Genomic DNA, 14,477 nt, shown 5'->3' with positions numbered 1-14,477 from the left:
TGAATTCATCATATTGGAATTCCAATATTCACATGTGAGAAGCGGATCACAGAAATTAACCACCATTACGCTATTTTTTGGCATACCAAATTGCGAATGCGCTGTACGCACTGGATAATTAGGAATACCTCAGAAACGGACTCTGACCTTATTTTCGCGACAGATAACCACTCTGGCAGCCCTGCATCTTTCTGCGCGAAATAAACACCCAATAGCTCTTAAGAACAGAAGAGGTGGCGTCATGTCTTTAAAGGACCGTTTGATCGACTCGCTCGGAGGATTTGCTAATTCATTTAACAGCCTGCGATATATTATGGCCATCAAGGCGGCGTTTATTACCCTGATGCCGGTTATTATCGTCGGGGCATTCTCGGTGTTGATCTCCAATATGGTGATGGATCCGAAAAATGGTTTAGCGCATTTTGACATGTTCTCCTGGCTGGCGACGCTCAAACCGATCATGAGCAGCATTAATTATGCCACGCTGAGTTTTCTCACCATCGGTGCGGTATTTTTAATTGGTATTGAGCTGGGGAAAATTAATGGTTCACGTTCATTATTTCCCGGACTGCTGGCGGTTATCTGCTTTATTGCCGTCACGCCAACCACCGTCGACATGATGGTCAATGGCCAGATGCAGGAAGTGAAAGATGTACTGGCGAAGCAATTCTCCGATACCAAAAGTCTGTTCCTCGGCATGTTTATTGCCATTCTTTCGGTTGAAATTTATTCCGCGCTGGAAAGGGTTAACCGCCTGCGTATTAAAATGCCGGAAAGTGTACCGCCAAATGTCTCGGCGTCTTTCTCGGCTCTTATTCCCGCCATTATTACCGTGGTGATTATCGCCACCTTCGGTTTTGTTTTCCATCGCGTGACTGGCATGTATTTGTACGATGCGGTGTATCAGGTGATCCAGCGTCCGCTCGAATCCGTGATGCAAAGCCTGCCGGGGATCCTGCTGCTGATGTTTGTCGCTCAGCTGTTCTGGGTTATCGGTATTCACGGCAACCAGATGATCAAACCTATCCGTGAACCGCTGCTGCTGGGCGCGATCATGGTCAACATGACGGCCTTCGAGCAGGGTAAAGAGGTGCCTAACATCATCACCATGCCGTTCTGGGATGTGTATATGAGTATCGGCGGTTCCGGTTGCACCATCGGCCTGCTGATGGCGGTGATGATTGCCACACGGCGCAAAGAGATGAAAGAGATCGCCAAGCTGTCGATGGGGCCAGGCTTCTTTAACATCAATGAACCGGTGATCTTCGGCATGCCGATCATGCTCAATCCTATTTTGGCGATTCCGTTCATTATCACGCCGCTTATCACGGGCACCATCGGCTACTTCGCCACCAGCCTCGGCTTTGCCGGGCGCGCCGTGGTGATGGTGCCCTGGACCACGCCGCCGATTATCAACGCCTGGCTCTCCACCGCCGGTTCCATGGGGGCGGTGGTCACTCAACTTGGCTGCATTGTGGTATCGGTGCTGATTTACCTGCCGTTTGTGAAAGTGGCGTCACGCCGCGCTGAGCAAGCACAACGTGATGCCACCGGGCAGAAACAGAAAAACGCCGCGACGGCATAATCAGGCAAAAGAGGAACATTATGAGCAAGGTTTCAATCGCCATTCCTGAAGGGTTTATTCTCGGCGCCGCGGCTTCCGCCTGGCAAACCGAAGGCTGGAGTGGCAAAAAGTCCGGTCAGGATTCCTATCTCGACCTGTGGTACAAAAACCACCGTCACGTTTGGCATAACGGCTATGGCCCGGCGAAAGCCACCGATTTTATCAACCGTTATCAGGAAGATATTGCGCTGATGAAGGCCAGCGGACTGACGCATTACCGTACCTCAATTAACTGGTCACGATTTTTCACCGATTATGAATTGGGTACGGTAGACGAAGAGTATGCGGCGTACATCGATAACTATCTCGATGAGATGAAACGTCAGGGCATCGAGCCGATGTTGTGCCTGGAACATTATGAATTACCGGCGTATTTGATTGAAAAATATGACGGCTGGAGTTCGAAAAAGGTCGTCGAACTGTTTGTGCTGTATGCCGAAAAAGTGTTTGCGCGTTTTGCCGGAAAAGTCAGCCGCTGGTTTACCTTTAACGAGCCGGTAGTGGTGCAGACGCGGGTTTATCTGGACGCCATCCGCTGGCCGTTTGAGCAGAACACCGCTAAATGGATGCAGTGGAATCATCACAAAGTGCTGGCGACCGCCAAAGTCGTCGAACTGTTCCGCCGCCAGGGCTATGACCAGCACGGCAGTATCGGCGTTATTCTTAATCCTGAAGTCACCTATGCCCGTTCATCGGCGGCGCATGACCAACAGGCGGCGCATTTATACGATCTGTTTTATAACCGGGTCTTTTTAGACCCGATGATCAAAGGGGAATATCCGCAGGCGTTGCTCGATTTATTGCAAAAGCACCACGTGCATTTCGATTATTCAGAGCAGGAACTGGCGATTATCCGTAATAACACCGTGGATGAAGTGGGTATTAATCTTTATTACCCGCACCGGGTTAAAGCCCCGAGCCGTGAATGGAATAAAGACACCCCATTTCACCCGGCTTTTTATTACGAACATTTCGAACTGCCAGGCCGCCGGATGAATAGTTCACGCGGCTGGGAAATTTACCCGAAAATTGTGTATGACATGGCGATGCGCATGAAAACGGAGTACGGCAATATTCCGTGGTTTATTGCCGAGAATGGTATGGGTATCGAAAATGAAGGGCGATTCCGGGACGCGGTCAGCGGCGAAATTCAGGATGATTACCGCATTGAGTTTGTCGCTGAACATCTTTACTGGGCGCTAAAAGCCCGTGAAGAGGGTTCGAATTGCCAGGGTTATATGCTGTGGGCCTTTACCGATAATGTGTCGCCGATGAACGCCTTTAAAAACCGTTATGGTCTGATTGAAATTGATCTCGACGATAACCGTAATCGCCATCAGAAAAAGTCATCGCACTGGTTTAAATCACTGAGTGAATCCGGTGTGTTGTCATTAACGCTGGATGACGAAGATAAATAACCGAGGGAATCGCATGAAACGTATCGTATTAGCCTGTTCGGCAGGCATGTCCACTTCGCTGGTGGTCACCAAAATGGAAAAAGAGGCTGCAGCGCGGGGTCTGGAATACAAAATCTACGCGATTCCCGAGCAGGAGTTGCGCGATGAGCTGGAGCAATATGCGCAGGATGTGGTGGTGGTACTGCTCGGCCCACAGGTGCGCTTCAAGCTAACCGAGAATAAAAAACTGACGGATCACTACAACATCCCGATCGCCATCATAGATTCGGTGGCTTATGGCACGCTGAATGGCGCGAAGGTACTGGATCAGGCCCTCAGTTTGCTACACTAGGCGTGGCAAAAAATCCGGTATACCCATCAGGTATGCCGGATCCGATTCATGGTTTTCGGGTATTAGGGTGGAAGTGTGGAAAAGGGCGCGATGTCGCAAGAGCGTAAGCAGTATCAGGAAATAGGCCATGACCTGCGGGAGAAAATCCAGCAGGGGCATTTTGCTATTGGCTCGCGTTTACCGCCTGAACGTAACATGGCCGAAACCTACGGTGTCAGCCGCACTATTGTGCGCGAAGCCTTGCTGATGCTGGAGCTGGAAGGAACGGTGGATATCCGCCAGGGTTCCGGCGTGTACGTGATCCGCATTCCGTCGGCGGAAGAGGGACAGGATGACCTGCTCTATCAGGGGCAGATCGGGCCTTTTGAAATTTTACAGGCGCGGCAGTTGCTTGAGAGCAACATTGCCGCGTTTGCCGCCAAAATGGCGACTAAAAATGACATCGAAAATCTGCGTCGCACGCTGGAGCAGGAGCAGAGCGCGATTGTTGCCAATGACGAAAGCGGCGATAACGATCGCCTGTTTCATTTGCTGATCGCCGGGGCGACACAAAACCAGATGTTGCTCGATTCGGTAAAAAACATTTGGCTGCACCGCGATTCCAGCCCGCTGTGGAAGCAGTTACACAGTCACATTGCTACCCGCGGCTATCGGCTGAAGTGGCTGGCGGATCACCAGAACATTCTGGCCGCACTGCGCCGTCGCGACGTCATGGGCTCGTATCAGGCGATGTGGCAGCATATGGAAAACGTCAAAAATACCCTGATGGAACTCTCCGACGTGGATGCGCCGGAGTTCGATGGTTATCTGTTTGAGTCGGTACCGATTTTTCAGGGCAAGATGGTTTGACTGAGGTGTTCCACTGCCTGGGTAGTGGGGCCAGTCACCGAGTGCCGGCGCACTAACGTCGGGCTGAACATATGGGTGGTTTCCGGCAGCGGCTGGCCGTTGGCAAGCGCCAGTGCCAGTTGTGCAGCCTGATTCGCCATGGCGACCACCGGATACCTCACCGTCGTTAAACGCGGGCGCAGGTAGCGCGAAATCAGTACGTCATCAAAGCCAATCAGTGATATCTCCCCAGGGACATCAATGCTGTTATCGCTTAACACCGACAGCGCACCGGCGGCCATCGAGTCGTTGTAGCAGGTAACCGCCGTGAATGTCCGCCCCAGCCCCAGTAAATCCGCCATCGCCTGCTCGCCACCGATTTCATCCGGTTCGCCATAGGCAATCAGTTTGTCGTCCACCGGAATGTTGTGCTCTTTCAGGGCATCGAGATAGCCTTGCAGGCGGTCTTTGGCATCTGAAATACCGTGGTTGGAACACAAAATGGCAATGCGCTGATGGCCATTCTGGATCAAATGGCGCGTTGCCAGCCATGAGCCGTGGCGGTCATCGAGCGCGACGCAGCGTAGTTCGAAACCGGGCAGGGTACGGTTAATCAGCACCATGCCGGGGATTTGTGTCATCAGGCTTTGCAGTTCGTCATCCGGCAACATCTTGGCGTGGACCACCAACGCAGCGCAGCGATGGCGGATCAACTGTTCAATCGCCTGACGTTCTTTCTCGATATTATGATAACCGTTGCCGATCAGCAGAAAATTGCCGGTGGCATAGGCCACCTGTTCCACGGCTTTGACCATGGCACCGAAGAAGGGGTCTGAGACGTCCGCGACAATCAGACCAAGGGTTTCGGTTGACTGCTGCGCCAGTGCGCGGGCATTGGCATTGGGATGATATTGCAGATGTTGCATGGCGCTCTGCACGGCTTCACGCGAGCTGTCACTGGCTTTGGGGGAGTGGTTTATTACGCGGGAAACTGTCGCGACGGAAACCCCCGCCAGTTTTGCAACATCTTTGATGGTAGCCATTACACGTCCAAAATTTGTGTGAGGGTAAACGTTTACACTACCAGTTTTGCGGAAAAAACGCGGTGGGGCAAGGGGGACAGATCGCAACTTTGTGATGCAAGGCAATGTTTTGTCGCCTGAGCAACAGCAGAGCAAAATTAAATAACACCCGCTTTGCCTGCGAACACTGCCGATTATCGATATTTGTGCTTTGAGTTCCGGCTGCCCACAATGCTATTTTTAACCCTATTCACTTGCCTATAATAAAAATCCCACCTGAGAACAACATGACAATCAAACGTTATCCGCAATTGGCTCATTGGGGAGCCTACACCGCCGTAGTTGAAGACGGGCGGTTGATCCGCTGTGAACCTTACTCTGCGGATGCCGATCCTTCGCCGTTGCTCGACTCCATCGTCCCGCTGGTTTACTCCGATAAACGTATCCGCAAACCGGCGGTGCGCCGTTCGTGGCTGCAAAAGCGCGAAAACAGTGACCGCACGCTGCGCGGTAAAGAAGATTTTGTCGAAGTTGACTGGGATCTGGCGCTGGATCTGGTCGCGGAAGAGAACAAACGCGTGCGTGATCGCTACGGCGCCTCGGGCATTTTCAACGGATCGTACGGCTGGTCCTCCGCCGGTCGCCTGCATCACGCGCGATCTCTGGTGCGGCGCTTTTATTTCACTGGCGGCGGCGGGGTCGATCAGCAGGGCAACTACAGCTGGGGATCGGCGCAGTTTTTCCTGCCTTATGTGATTGGCACCTTTACGCCGATGACCGGTCGGGTCACTTCGTGGCCAAGCGTGGTAGACAATGCCGAGATCCTGTTGGCCTTTGGCGGGCTGGCGCTGAAAAACGCGCAGGTGGCCTCCGGCGGTGCCGTGGAGCACACGCTGAAACCGGCGCTCGAGCAGTTGGCGAAAAAGGGCACGCCGGTGATCAACATCAGCCCGATGCGTGATGACTGCCCGGCATTTTTGAATGCTGAGTGGATCCCAATCCGGCCCAATACTGATGCCGCATTGATGATGGCGATGGCCTTCGAAATTCAGCGTCAGGGCGCGCAGGACGATGCTTTCCTCGCCAGCCACTGCGTTGGGTATCCGCAACTGGCGGCCTACCTGCAAGGGGAAACCGACGGCGTGGCGAAAACCCCGGAGTGGGCGAGCGACATTACTGGCATCCCGGCTGAGCGTATCGCCCGTTTGGCGCAGCAGTTGATTGGCGTGCGCAGTTTCATCACCTGCTCTTATTCGGTGCAGCGCGCCCATCGCGGCGAACAGCCGTACTGGATGATGATTGCGCTCTCGGCGATGCTCGGACAGGTCGGTCTGCCGGGTGGCGGCTTCTCCTTTGGTCACGGTTCGATGAACAGCGTCGGCAACCCGCGCTTTGACACGCCGGGACCGGCGGTGAGCGCCGGACCCAACCCGTCAGGGTTATCGATCCCGGTAGCGCGTATCAGCGACATGTTGCTCAACCCGGGCCAGCCGTATGAGTTTCAGGGGGAAACGCTGAACTACCCGGAGATCCATCTGGTGCACTGGTCAGGCGGTAACCCGTTCCATCACCATCAGCAGCTTAACCGGCTGGTGGAAGGGTGGCAGAAGCCGGACACCATCATTGTTCAGGACAACGTCTGGACCCCGGCCGCCAAAATGGCTGACATCGTGTTGCCGGCGACCACCACGCTTGAGCGTAATGATATCGGTGGATCGTCCCGCGACCGCTTCGTGCTGGCGATGCATCAGGCGATTGCGCCGCAGCATCAGGCACGTAATGACTTCGACATTTTTGCCGATCTGGCTGAGCGTCTGGGCTACCGCGAGCAGTTCACGCAGGGGCGCAACGAGGATGCCTGGCTACGCCATATCTACCGAAAATGTGGCGAAGCGCAGAACGGTACCGGCGTGGAATGGCCCGATTTCGAAAGCTTCTGGGAACGCGGCTTTGTCGAGTTACCGATGCCGGAGAAAGATTTCGTGTTCTTCGAAGAGTTCCGTAAAAGCCCGAGAGCCAATCCACTCGGCACGCAGAGCGGAAAAATTGAGCTGTTCTCTGAAAAAATTGCCAGCTACGGCTACAAAGATTTCGCCGGTCATCCTGAATGGAAACCGCCGGTAGAGTGGCTGGGTTCTGACACCGCGAAACAGTGGCCGCTGCATTTGATCTCCATTCAGCCGAAAGACCGTCTGCATAGCCAGCTGGATCAGTCACCGCTGGCGCAGTCGAACAAAACGGCAGGCAAAGAAACCCTGATGATGCACCCCGAGGACGCCGCCGGGCGCGGTCTGCAAAATGGTGCGCTGGTGAAAGTCTCCAACGATCGCGGCAGTTGCCTGGCCGGCGTATCGCTCAACGACGGCATTACCCGTGGTGTAGTACTGATGGCGACCGGCGCGTGGTTTGACCCTGGCTTTGGCGGCAAATGGCAGGAGACCGAGCAGGCGGGTAACCCGAACGTGCTGACGCTGGATATCGGCACTTCGCCGTTGACGCAAGGGCCGAACGCCATGAGCTGTCTGGTGGAGGTTACCCTGCATGCCTGATGCCGCTTCTGTCCTGCGAATCACCGACGTGGCTCCGTAATTCGGGGCGTTTTGCCCGCAGCGTTGCTACAGCGCCAATGATTTAGTCGGTAAAACCCCGCTGATCCGGTAACCGTCTGATGTTCATGACGGAAAACAGACAGTTTTTCACCACTGGTTACACTTTGCGGGAATATGTTTCGATTGCTTGCTGGCTGCGAATAAGGCAAAGCGGCTAAATTGAACGTCCCAGAGGTATTGATTGGTGAATCATCAACGTACTCTGTATGTTGATACCGATTAGATTTGCACCAACCTACGCGGATGCGTAGGTTTTTTTTGCCTTTTTTTCGGCATTGCTGAATCAGCGACACTCCTAAACTTATACCTGCCCGTCGTAAAATTCCTCTCTCCTATAGTATGCTGTTTCCCTAACCTTTTTTCTTTCAGAATCAGGGATGACTCATAAGGAGATGGCTCAGATGTATAACCTTCTGTTTTCATTTTTCAGGCTACTGTTCCGTCTGTTATATCGCGTGACGGTCACGCCCGCCAACGCCAGTTTTGATTATCCAAAGCTGCTGATCACGCCGAACCATGTTTCGTTTATCGACGGCGTACTGTTGGTGCTGTTCCTGCCGGTCAAACCGGTGTTTGCGGTCTATTCGAACATCACCGATAGCTGGTATATGCAGTGGCTGAAGTCTTATGTTGATTTCGTGCCGCTGGATCCCACCAAGCCGATGGCTATCAAGAGACTGGTGCGTGAAGTCGAGAAAGGCCGCCCGGTGGTGGTGTTCCCTGAAGGGCGTATCACGGTGACCGGTTCACTGATGAAAATTTACGACGGCGCAGCCTTTGTGGCGGCGAAGTCGCAGGCTACCGTCGTACCGGTGCGCATTGACGGTGCGGAGTACACGCCATTTGGCCGCCTGTTTGGCAGCTTTAAAATCCGCTGGTTCCCGAAGATCACCATCAACATTTTGCCTCCACAGCAGGTGCCGATGCCGGATGCGCCGCGCGCCCGTGAACGTCGCGTACTGGCCGGGCAGAAGCTGCATGACATCATGATGGATGCGCGGATGAACACCCGCGAGCCGGAAACGCTCTATCAGGCATTGCTGTCTGCACAGACTCGCTATGGCCGCCGTAAACTCTGCATTGCTGACATCGCCTTCAAAGAAGATACCTACCAGGGGTTACTGAAAAAATCCCTCGGCGTCAGCCGCATCCTGCAACGCTTCACCCGCGAAGGTGAACACGTCGGTATGCTGCTGCCGAACGCCACAATTATGGCGGCGGCGCTGTTTGGCGCGTCAATGCGTAATCGCATTCCGGCGCTGCTCAATTATACGGCGGGTGCCAAAGGCATCAAAAGCGCGATGAAAGCGGCGCAGATAGAAACCATCATCACTTCTCGACAGTTTCTGGAAAAAGGCAAATTAACCCACCTGCCGGAGAATGTACCTGAGGCGAAGTGGGTCTATCTGGAAGATCTGAAAGATACCGTGACCACCGAAGATAAGCTGTGGATCCTGTTCCACCTGATCTTCCCGCGCCGGGCGATGCTGCCACAGAAAGCCGATGACGCGGCGCTGGTGCTGTTTACCTCCGGCTCGGAAGGCAACCCGAAAGGCGTGGTGCATTCCCACGCCAGCCTGCTGGCCAACGTCGAGCAGATCCGCACTATTGCGGATTTCACGCCGCGCGACAGGTTTATGTCCTCGCTACCGCTGTTCCACGCCTTTGGTCTGACCGTCGGCCTGCTGACACCCCTCATTACCGGTGCGCGGGTGTTCCTCTACCCCAGCCCGCTGCATTACCGCATCGTGCCAGAACTGGTCTATGACCAGAACTGCACCGTGCTGTTTGGCACCTCGACTTTCCTCGGTAATTACGCCCGTTTTGCGCATCCGTATGATTTTGCGCGCTTGCGTTACGTGGTGGCCGGTGCCGAGAAACTGTCTGAAAGCACCAAGCAAATCTGGCAGGACAAATTTGGTATCCGCATTCTGGAAGGTTACGGCGTGACGGAATGCGCGCCCGTGGTCTCTATCAATGTGCCGATGGCGACCAAAATCAATACCGTGGGTCGCATCATGCCGGGCATGGCGTCGCGTTTGATTAACGTGCCGGGAATCGAAGAGGGTGGACGCCTGCAACTGCGTGGGCCGAATATCATGAAAGGCTATCTGCGGGTGGAAAACCCCGGTGTACTGGAAACGCCACAGGCCGAAAATGCTGACGGCGATATGCAGCCAGGCTGGTACGACACCGGAGATATTGTCACGCTCGATGAGCGGGGTTTCTGTGTGATTAAAGGCCGCGTGAAGCGATTTGCGAAACTGGCCGGTGAAATGGTCTCGCTGGAAAGCGTCGAGCAGGTGGCGCTGAAAGCCTCGCCTGACTGCCAGCACGCCGCGACCTCTCGTAGCGACAGCAGCAAGGGTGAAGCTTTGGTGCTGTTTACTACCGACGCCGAACTGCGTCGTGACGCCCTATCAAAAGCCGCCCGCGAATTGGGGCTGCCTGAGCTTAATGTGCCGCGCGAGATCCGCGTGGTCAAAGCGCTGCCGTTACTCGGCAGCGGAAAACCTGACTTTGTCACCCTGCGCGAGATGGCAGAAAAACCGGAGAATGAGGCATGACCCAGCCCTTAGCTGCAAAATCCCCGCTGATGTCGCGCAGTATGACGGCGGTGATCGCCGCACAGTTCCTGTCGGCCTTTGGCGATAACGCGTTGCTGTTTGCCGCACTGGCGCTGATTAAGCAACAGTTGTATCCCGACTGGAGCCAGCCGATTCTGCAAATGGCGTTTGTCGCCACCTACATCATTCTCGCACCGTTTGTCGGCCAGTTCGCCGACAGTTTTGCCAAGGGCCGGGTGATGATGTTCGCCAATATTCTCAAGCTGGCCGGTGCAGCGGTAATCTGCGCGGGACTGAATCCGTTCCTCGGTTATACGCTGGTCGGGATCGGCGCGGCGGCCTATTCACCGGCTAAATACGGCATTCTCGGTGAAATTACCGAAGGTGAACAGCTGGTGAAAGCCAACGGTCTGATGGAAGCATCAACCATCGCCGCGATTTTGCTTGGCTCGGTGGCCGGCGGTGCGTTGGCTGACTGGAGTATTCTGGCCGCGCTCGGCATCTGTGTGCTGGCCTATGCGGCGGCAGTGGTGGCGAACTGGTTTATTCCGCAGCTTGCCGCAGCGCGTCCGGGGCAGTCATGGAATCCTAAAGCCATGACCTGCACCTTCTTCCGCGCCTGCCGTATTTTGTGGAACGACGGCGAAACCCGCTTCTCTCTGGTCGGGACCAGTCTGTTCTGGGGCGCTGGCGTTACGCTGCGATTCCTGCTGGTGCTGTGGGTGCCGGTGGCGCTCGGTATTACTGACAACAAAACCCCGACGTTGCTTAACGCAATGGTGGCGATTGGTATCGTCTTTGGTGCCGCTGCTGCCGCCAAACTGATCACCCTCAAAACGGTGAAACGCTGCCTGCCTGCGGGCGTGGCGATTGGCGTGGCGGTGGTTGTTTTTGCGGTGCAAACCAGCATGATGAACAGCTATCTGCTGTTGGTGATTGTGGGTGTGCTTGGCGGGTTCTTCGTGGTGCCGCTCAATGCGCTGTTACAGCATCGCGGTAAAGAGTCTGTCGGTGCGGGTAATGCGATTGCGGTGCAGAATCTCGGTGAGAACACTGCGATGCTATTGATGCTGGGGCTGTACTCACTGGTGGTGATGGTTGGCGTGCCAGTGGTGGGCATTGGTATCGGTTTCGGTGTGGTCTTCGCACTGGCTATTACAGCGCTGTGGGTGTGGCAGGTGATGCAAAAGCGCCGGGCGTAGTTTATCGCTTTCAATCAATAACAACCCCGGTCAATCCGGGGTTGTTGCATTTTAACCTGATGTGTTCAGTGACATTTACCAGTAGCCCAGCCACTTCCACCATAATCCCCCTACGGTGATCCAGATAATCAGGTTAATCACGCTGAGAATAAACCCGGTTTTCCACCATTCACCCAGCGTGACGTAGCCTGAACCAAAGATGATCGGCGCTGTACCGGTACCGTAGTGGGTCAGGGACATCATCAAAGAGGAAGAGAACGCCAGGATTAAGGCTAAGAATGCCGGAGGTGCGCCGAGAGCCAGACCGGCGGTGAAGAAAGCAGCGAACATGGCCGTGATATGCGCCGTGGTGCTGGCGAAGAAGTAGTGGGAATAAACATAGACCAAAACCAGCAGAATCGTGCCGCCAATCCATCCGATGCCTAAGTTATCAATTGCACCCCCCACACTCTGTGACAGCCAACTGATTAAGCCCAGTTTGCCGAGGAAGGTTGCCATCATCACCAGCGCAGCGAACCAGACAATCGTATCCCACGCGCCTTTATTTTTTAATAAATCATCCCAGCTTAATACGCCTGTTATCAGCAGAACGGACAACCCTATAAAGGCCGCCGTTGTCGGGTCTACCGCCCATGTCTGACCCAATAAGAAAGCCGGAATGCCCGCCCACAACAGCAACAGCAAACCAAACGCTGAGAGGGTGATTTTCTCTGGCAGGGAAACGGGGCCGAGTTCACGCATTTTTTCTTTGGCAAACACCTGAGCATTCGGCGTTATTTTGATTTGGGGCGGATATAACCAATAGATCACCAGGGGAATCACAATCAAAGAAACCAGCGCAGGCAACAGCGCTGCGATAGCCCACATTCCCCAGGTCAGCTCAAAGCTTGAGCCGATCTCTTTCATGATAAGATTGACAATCAATGGGTTAGGCGCAGTGGCAGTAATAAACATCGCGGAAGTAATCGGGTTGATATTGTAGTTAACCAGCGCTAAGTAACGGCCAATTTTTTCCGTCGACCCCGGCTCCGGTTTTGAATCAAAGCTGTCGGCAATAGAGCGCATAATCGGGTGAATAATACCGCCACCACGGGCGGTATTGCTGGGTGTTACCGGTGCCAGCAGGGTTTCGGCAATGGCCAGCGCATAGGCAATCCCTAAAGTACTTTTACCGACCAGAGAAATAAAATAGTAACCAATGCGCGCACCCAGCCCGGTTTTATTCAGGCTTTGCGACAGCATGATCGAAATACCAATCAGCCAGATAAGATTATTTGAAAAACCGCTGAGCGCATCATTCAGTGCCGCAGCAGGTTTGCCGGGATTGGTCACCCCGGTGAGTGCAACCAAAGCAATGGCGATGATGGAGAGGGCGCCAATCGGCAAGGCTTTGCCAATAATCGCTGCAATTGTGCCGACAAACAGCGCCAGCAGATGCCATGCATTGGGCGTCACTTCCTGAGGGTGCGGAATAACAAACCAGATAATGAGCGTAATGGCTATTGCGATAAACGAAGGAACAGGTTTCAGCGGGGTCATCCGATCCATAATGTTTTCACTCTTCCAGAGATAATGAACATCTCAGAAAAGCAGGAGCAGTAATCTGAGATTAACTAATGCCTTTATTCTGTGATCAACGCTGGCCGCATTGTGAGAGGAGCACCGACCGCCCAACGATAATAGGTACTGGGAGGTGCGTAGTAGTTGTCCGAAATCATTGATAGTACAAGAAGGCGATAAAAAAGGGCGCTGTGCCGTCAGTAAATTCTGACCAGCACAGCGCCCTTTTTAAGGCTTATTAGCCACGATTACGGCGCAGGAATGGTGAAGCGTTTGTGGAGCTCTTCCAAAGAGTTCAGCACGTCCTGATCCAGCGTCAGGTTTTGGCTGTCGATGTTGATCTTCAACTGCTCCAGCGATGTCGCACCGAGCAGAGTACTGGCGACAAACGGTTGCTGACGCACAAAGGCCAGCGCCATCTGTGATGGGTCCAGACTGTGCTTTTTCGCCAGTGCCACATATTCGGCCACGGCGGCTTCAGACTGCGGCGAAGAGTAACGGGTAAAGCGGCTGAACAGCGTATTACGCGCGTTCGCTGGTTTCGCACCGTTGAGGTACTTGCCGCTCAGCGTGCCGAAAGCCAGACTTGAATAGGCCAGAAGTTCCACGCCTTCGTGCTGGCTAATTTCCGCCAGACCGATCTCAAAACTGCGGTTCAGCAGGCTGTACGGATTTTGGATCGACACAATGCGTGGCAGATCGTGTTTCTCGGCCAATTGCAGGTAACGCATCACGCCCCATGGCGTCTCATTGGATACCCCGATGTAGCGGATTTTACCGGCACGAACCTGCTCATTCAGCGCTTCCAGCGTTTCCAGAATAGTGACCGGTGAGCTGTCGTCGGTGTACTGGTAACCCAGTTTGCCGAAGAAATTCGCCGGGCGTTGAGGCCAGTGCAACTGGTAGAGATCCAGATAGTCGGTATTCAAACGTTTCAGGCTGGCGTCCAGCGCGGCGCGGATATTTTTGCGATCCAGATATTGATCAGGGCGGATGGCATTGTCGCTGCCACGTGAAGGCCCGGACACTTTACTGGCCAGTACGATCTTTTCACGATTGCCGCGGGCTTTGAGCCAACTGCCAATATAGCTTTCGGTAAGGCCCTGAGTTTCAGGACGCGGCGGCACCGGATACATTTCTGCCGTATCAATCAGATTGATGCCAGCAGCAACGGCGTAATCGAGCTGTTGATGGGCTTCGGCTTCGCTGTTCTGTTCACCAAACGTCATGGTGCCAAGTCCCAGTAAGCTCACTTCTAAAGAACTGTGGGGTATACGGTGATATTGCATTGCCGGTCTTCCTTACTTTTTGAGAAT

The 14,477-nt window shown here is 54.1% G+C and carries 10 protein-coding genes; 7 read left to right on the top strand and 3 right to left on the bottom strand.

The window, feature by feature from the left end:
- The first annotated feature begins 241 nt into the window (after window positions 1–241).
- The 4 genes from EAH77_RS14050 to EAH77_RS14035 all read left to right on the top strand — a co-directional run bounded on the left by EAH77_RS14050 (window position 242) and on the right by EAH77_RS14035 (window position 4,222).
- Window positions 242–1,585: a PTS sugar transporter subunit IIC gene (locus EAH77_RS14050; protein WP_140473435.1), complete on the top strand. Its 1,344-nt coding sequence runs from the start codon at window positions 242–244 to the stop codon at window positions 1,583–1,585.
- 20 nt (window positions 1,586–1,605) lie between these two features.
- Window positions 1,606–3,042, top strand: a complete 1,437-nt coding sequence (locus tag EAH77_RS14045; protein WP_140473434.1) for a glycoside hydrolase family 1 protein — start codon at window positions 1,606–1,608, stop codon at window positions 3,040–3,042.
- 13 nt (window positions 3,043–3,055) lie between these two features.
- Window positions 3,056–3,373 (top strand): PTS sugar transporter subunit IIB, encoded by a 318-nt coding sequence (locus tag EAH77_RS14040; RefSeq protein WP_140473433.1) that lies wholly within the window; start codon window positions 3,056–3,058, stop codon window positions 3,371–3,373.
- 75 nt (window positions 3,374–3,448) lie between these two features.
- On the top strand, window positions 3,449–4,222 hold the full coding sequence (locus tag EAH77_RS14035) for an FCD domain-containing protein (RefSeq protein ID WP_140473432.1): 774 nt from the start codon (window positions 3,449–3,451) through the stop codon (window positions 4,220–4,222).
- Here the strand turns inward: EAH77_RS14035 and galR are convergent.
- Window positions 4,204–5,244 carry an HTH-type transcriptional regulator GalR gene (galR, locus tag EAH77_RS14030; protein WP_140473431.1) on the bottom strand — a complete coding sequence of 347 codons (1,041 nt, stop codon included), beginning with the start codon at window positions 5,242–5,244 and terminating at the stop codon, window positions 4,204–4,206. The two genes, EAH77_RS14035 and galR, sit on opposite strands and share 19 nt — an antisense overlap.
- A 266-nt stretch (window positions 5,245–5,510) precedes the next feature.
- On the opposite strand from galR, the gene EAH77_RS14025 reads away from it, so the two are divergent.
- From EAH77_RS14025 to lplT, 3 genes are all read left to right on the top strand, one after another.
- Window positions 5,511–7,772, top strand: a complete 2,262-nt coding sequence (locus tag EAH77_RS14025) for a molybdopterin guanine dinucleotide-containing S/N-oxide reductase (RefSeq protein WP_140473430.1) — start codon at window positions 5,511–5,513, stop codon at window positions 7,770–7,772.
- A 461-nt stretch (window positions 7,773–8,233) separates the two neighbouring features.
- Window positions 8,234–10,399 carry a bifunctional acyl-ACP--phospholipid O-acyltransferase/long-chain-fatty-acid--ACP ligase gene (gene aas, locus EAH77_RS14020; protein ID WP_140473429.1) on the top strand — a complete coding sequence of 722 codons (2,166 nt, stop codon included), beginning with the start codon at window positions 8,234–8,236 and terminating at the stop codon, window positions 10,397–10,399.
- The gene (gene lplT / locus EAH77_RS14015; protein ID WP_140473428.1) at window positions 10,396–11,601 is read left to right on the top strand and encodes a lysophospholipid transporter LplT; all 1,206 of its coding nucleotides are present in this window, start codon (window positions 10,396–10,398) and stop codon (window positions 11,599–11,601) included. The genes aas and lplT overlap by 4 nt, the downstream gene beginning before the upstream one ends.
- A gap of 75 nt (window positions 11,602–11,676) precedes the next feature.
- Here the strand turns inward: lplT and EAH77_RS14010 are convergent, their stop codons facing one another.
- Both EAH77_RS14010 and EAH77_RS14005 read right to left on the bottom strand, forming a co-directional pair.
- Window positions 11,677–13,149, bottom strand: a complete 1,473-nt coding sequence (locus EAH77_RS14010) for a DASS family sodium-coupled anion symporter (protein ID WP_140473427.1) — start codon at window positions 13,147–13,149, stop codon at window positions 11,677–11,679.
- Between the two features lie 260 nt (window positions 13,150–13,409).
- Window positions 13,410–14,450, bottom strand: a complete 1,041-nt coding sequence (locus EAH77_RS14005) for an NADP(H)-dependent aldo-keto reductase (RefSeq protein WP_140473426.1) — start codon at window positions 14,448–14,450, stop codon at window positions 13,410–13,412.
- Window positions 14,451–14,477 lie beyond the last annotated feature (27 nt).

The organism is Ewingella americana (assembly GCF_006438725.1).
GTDB classification, from domain to species: domain Bacteria; phylum Pseudomonadota; class Gammaproteobacteria; order Enterobacterales; family Enterobacteriaceae; genus Ewingella; species Ewingella americana_A.
The sequence above is the reverse complement of the archived record's forward strand: the minus strand, read 5'-3'. Positions and strand labels throughout refer to the sequence as shown.

What these genes read in the sequence shown, in the direction of transcription:
- EAH77_RS14050 (WP_140473435.1), top strand. Translation starts at nt 242, where the DNA reads ATGTCTTTAAAGGACCGTTTGATCGACTCGCTCGGAGGATTTGCTAAT.
- EAH77_RS14025 (WP_140473430.1), top strand. Translation starts at nt 5,511, where the DNA reads ATGACAATCAAACGTTATCCGCAATTGGCTCATTGGGGAGCCTACACC.
- lplT (WP_140473428.1), top strand. Translation starts at nt 10,396, where the DNA reads ATGACCCAGCCCTTAGCTGCAAAATCCCCGCTGATGTCGCGCAGTATG.
- EAH77_RS14040 (WP_140473433.1), top strand. Translation starts at nt 3,056, where the DNA reads ATGAAACGTATCGTATTAGCCTGTTCGGCAGGCATGTCCACTTCGCTG.
- EAH77_RS14045 (WP_140473434.1), top strand. Translation starts at nt 1,606, where the DNA reads ATGAGCAAGGTTTCAATCGCCATTCCTGAAGGGTTTATTCTCGGCGCC.
- EAH77_RS14005 (WP_140473426.1), bottom strand. Translation starts at nt 14,450, where the DNA reads ATGCAATATCACCGTATACCCCACAGTTCTTTAGAAGTGAGCTTACTG.
- aas (WP_140473429.1), top strand. Translation starts at nt 8,234, where the DNA reads ATGTATAACCTTCTGTTTTCATTTTTCAGGCTACTGTTCCGTCTGTTA.
- EAH77_RS14010 (WP_140473427.1), bottom strand. Translation starts at nt 13,149, where the DNA reads ATGGATCGGATGACCCCGCTGAAACCTGTTCCTTCGTTTATCGCAATA.
- galR (WP_140473431.1), bottom strand. Translation starts at nt 5,244, where the DNA reads ATGGCTACCATCAAAGATGTTGCAAAACTGGCGGGGGTTTCCGTCGCG.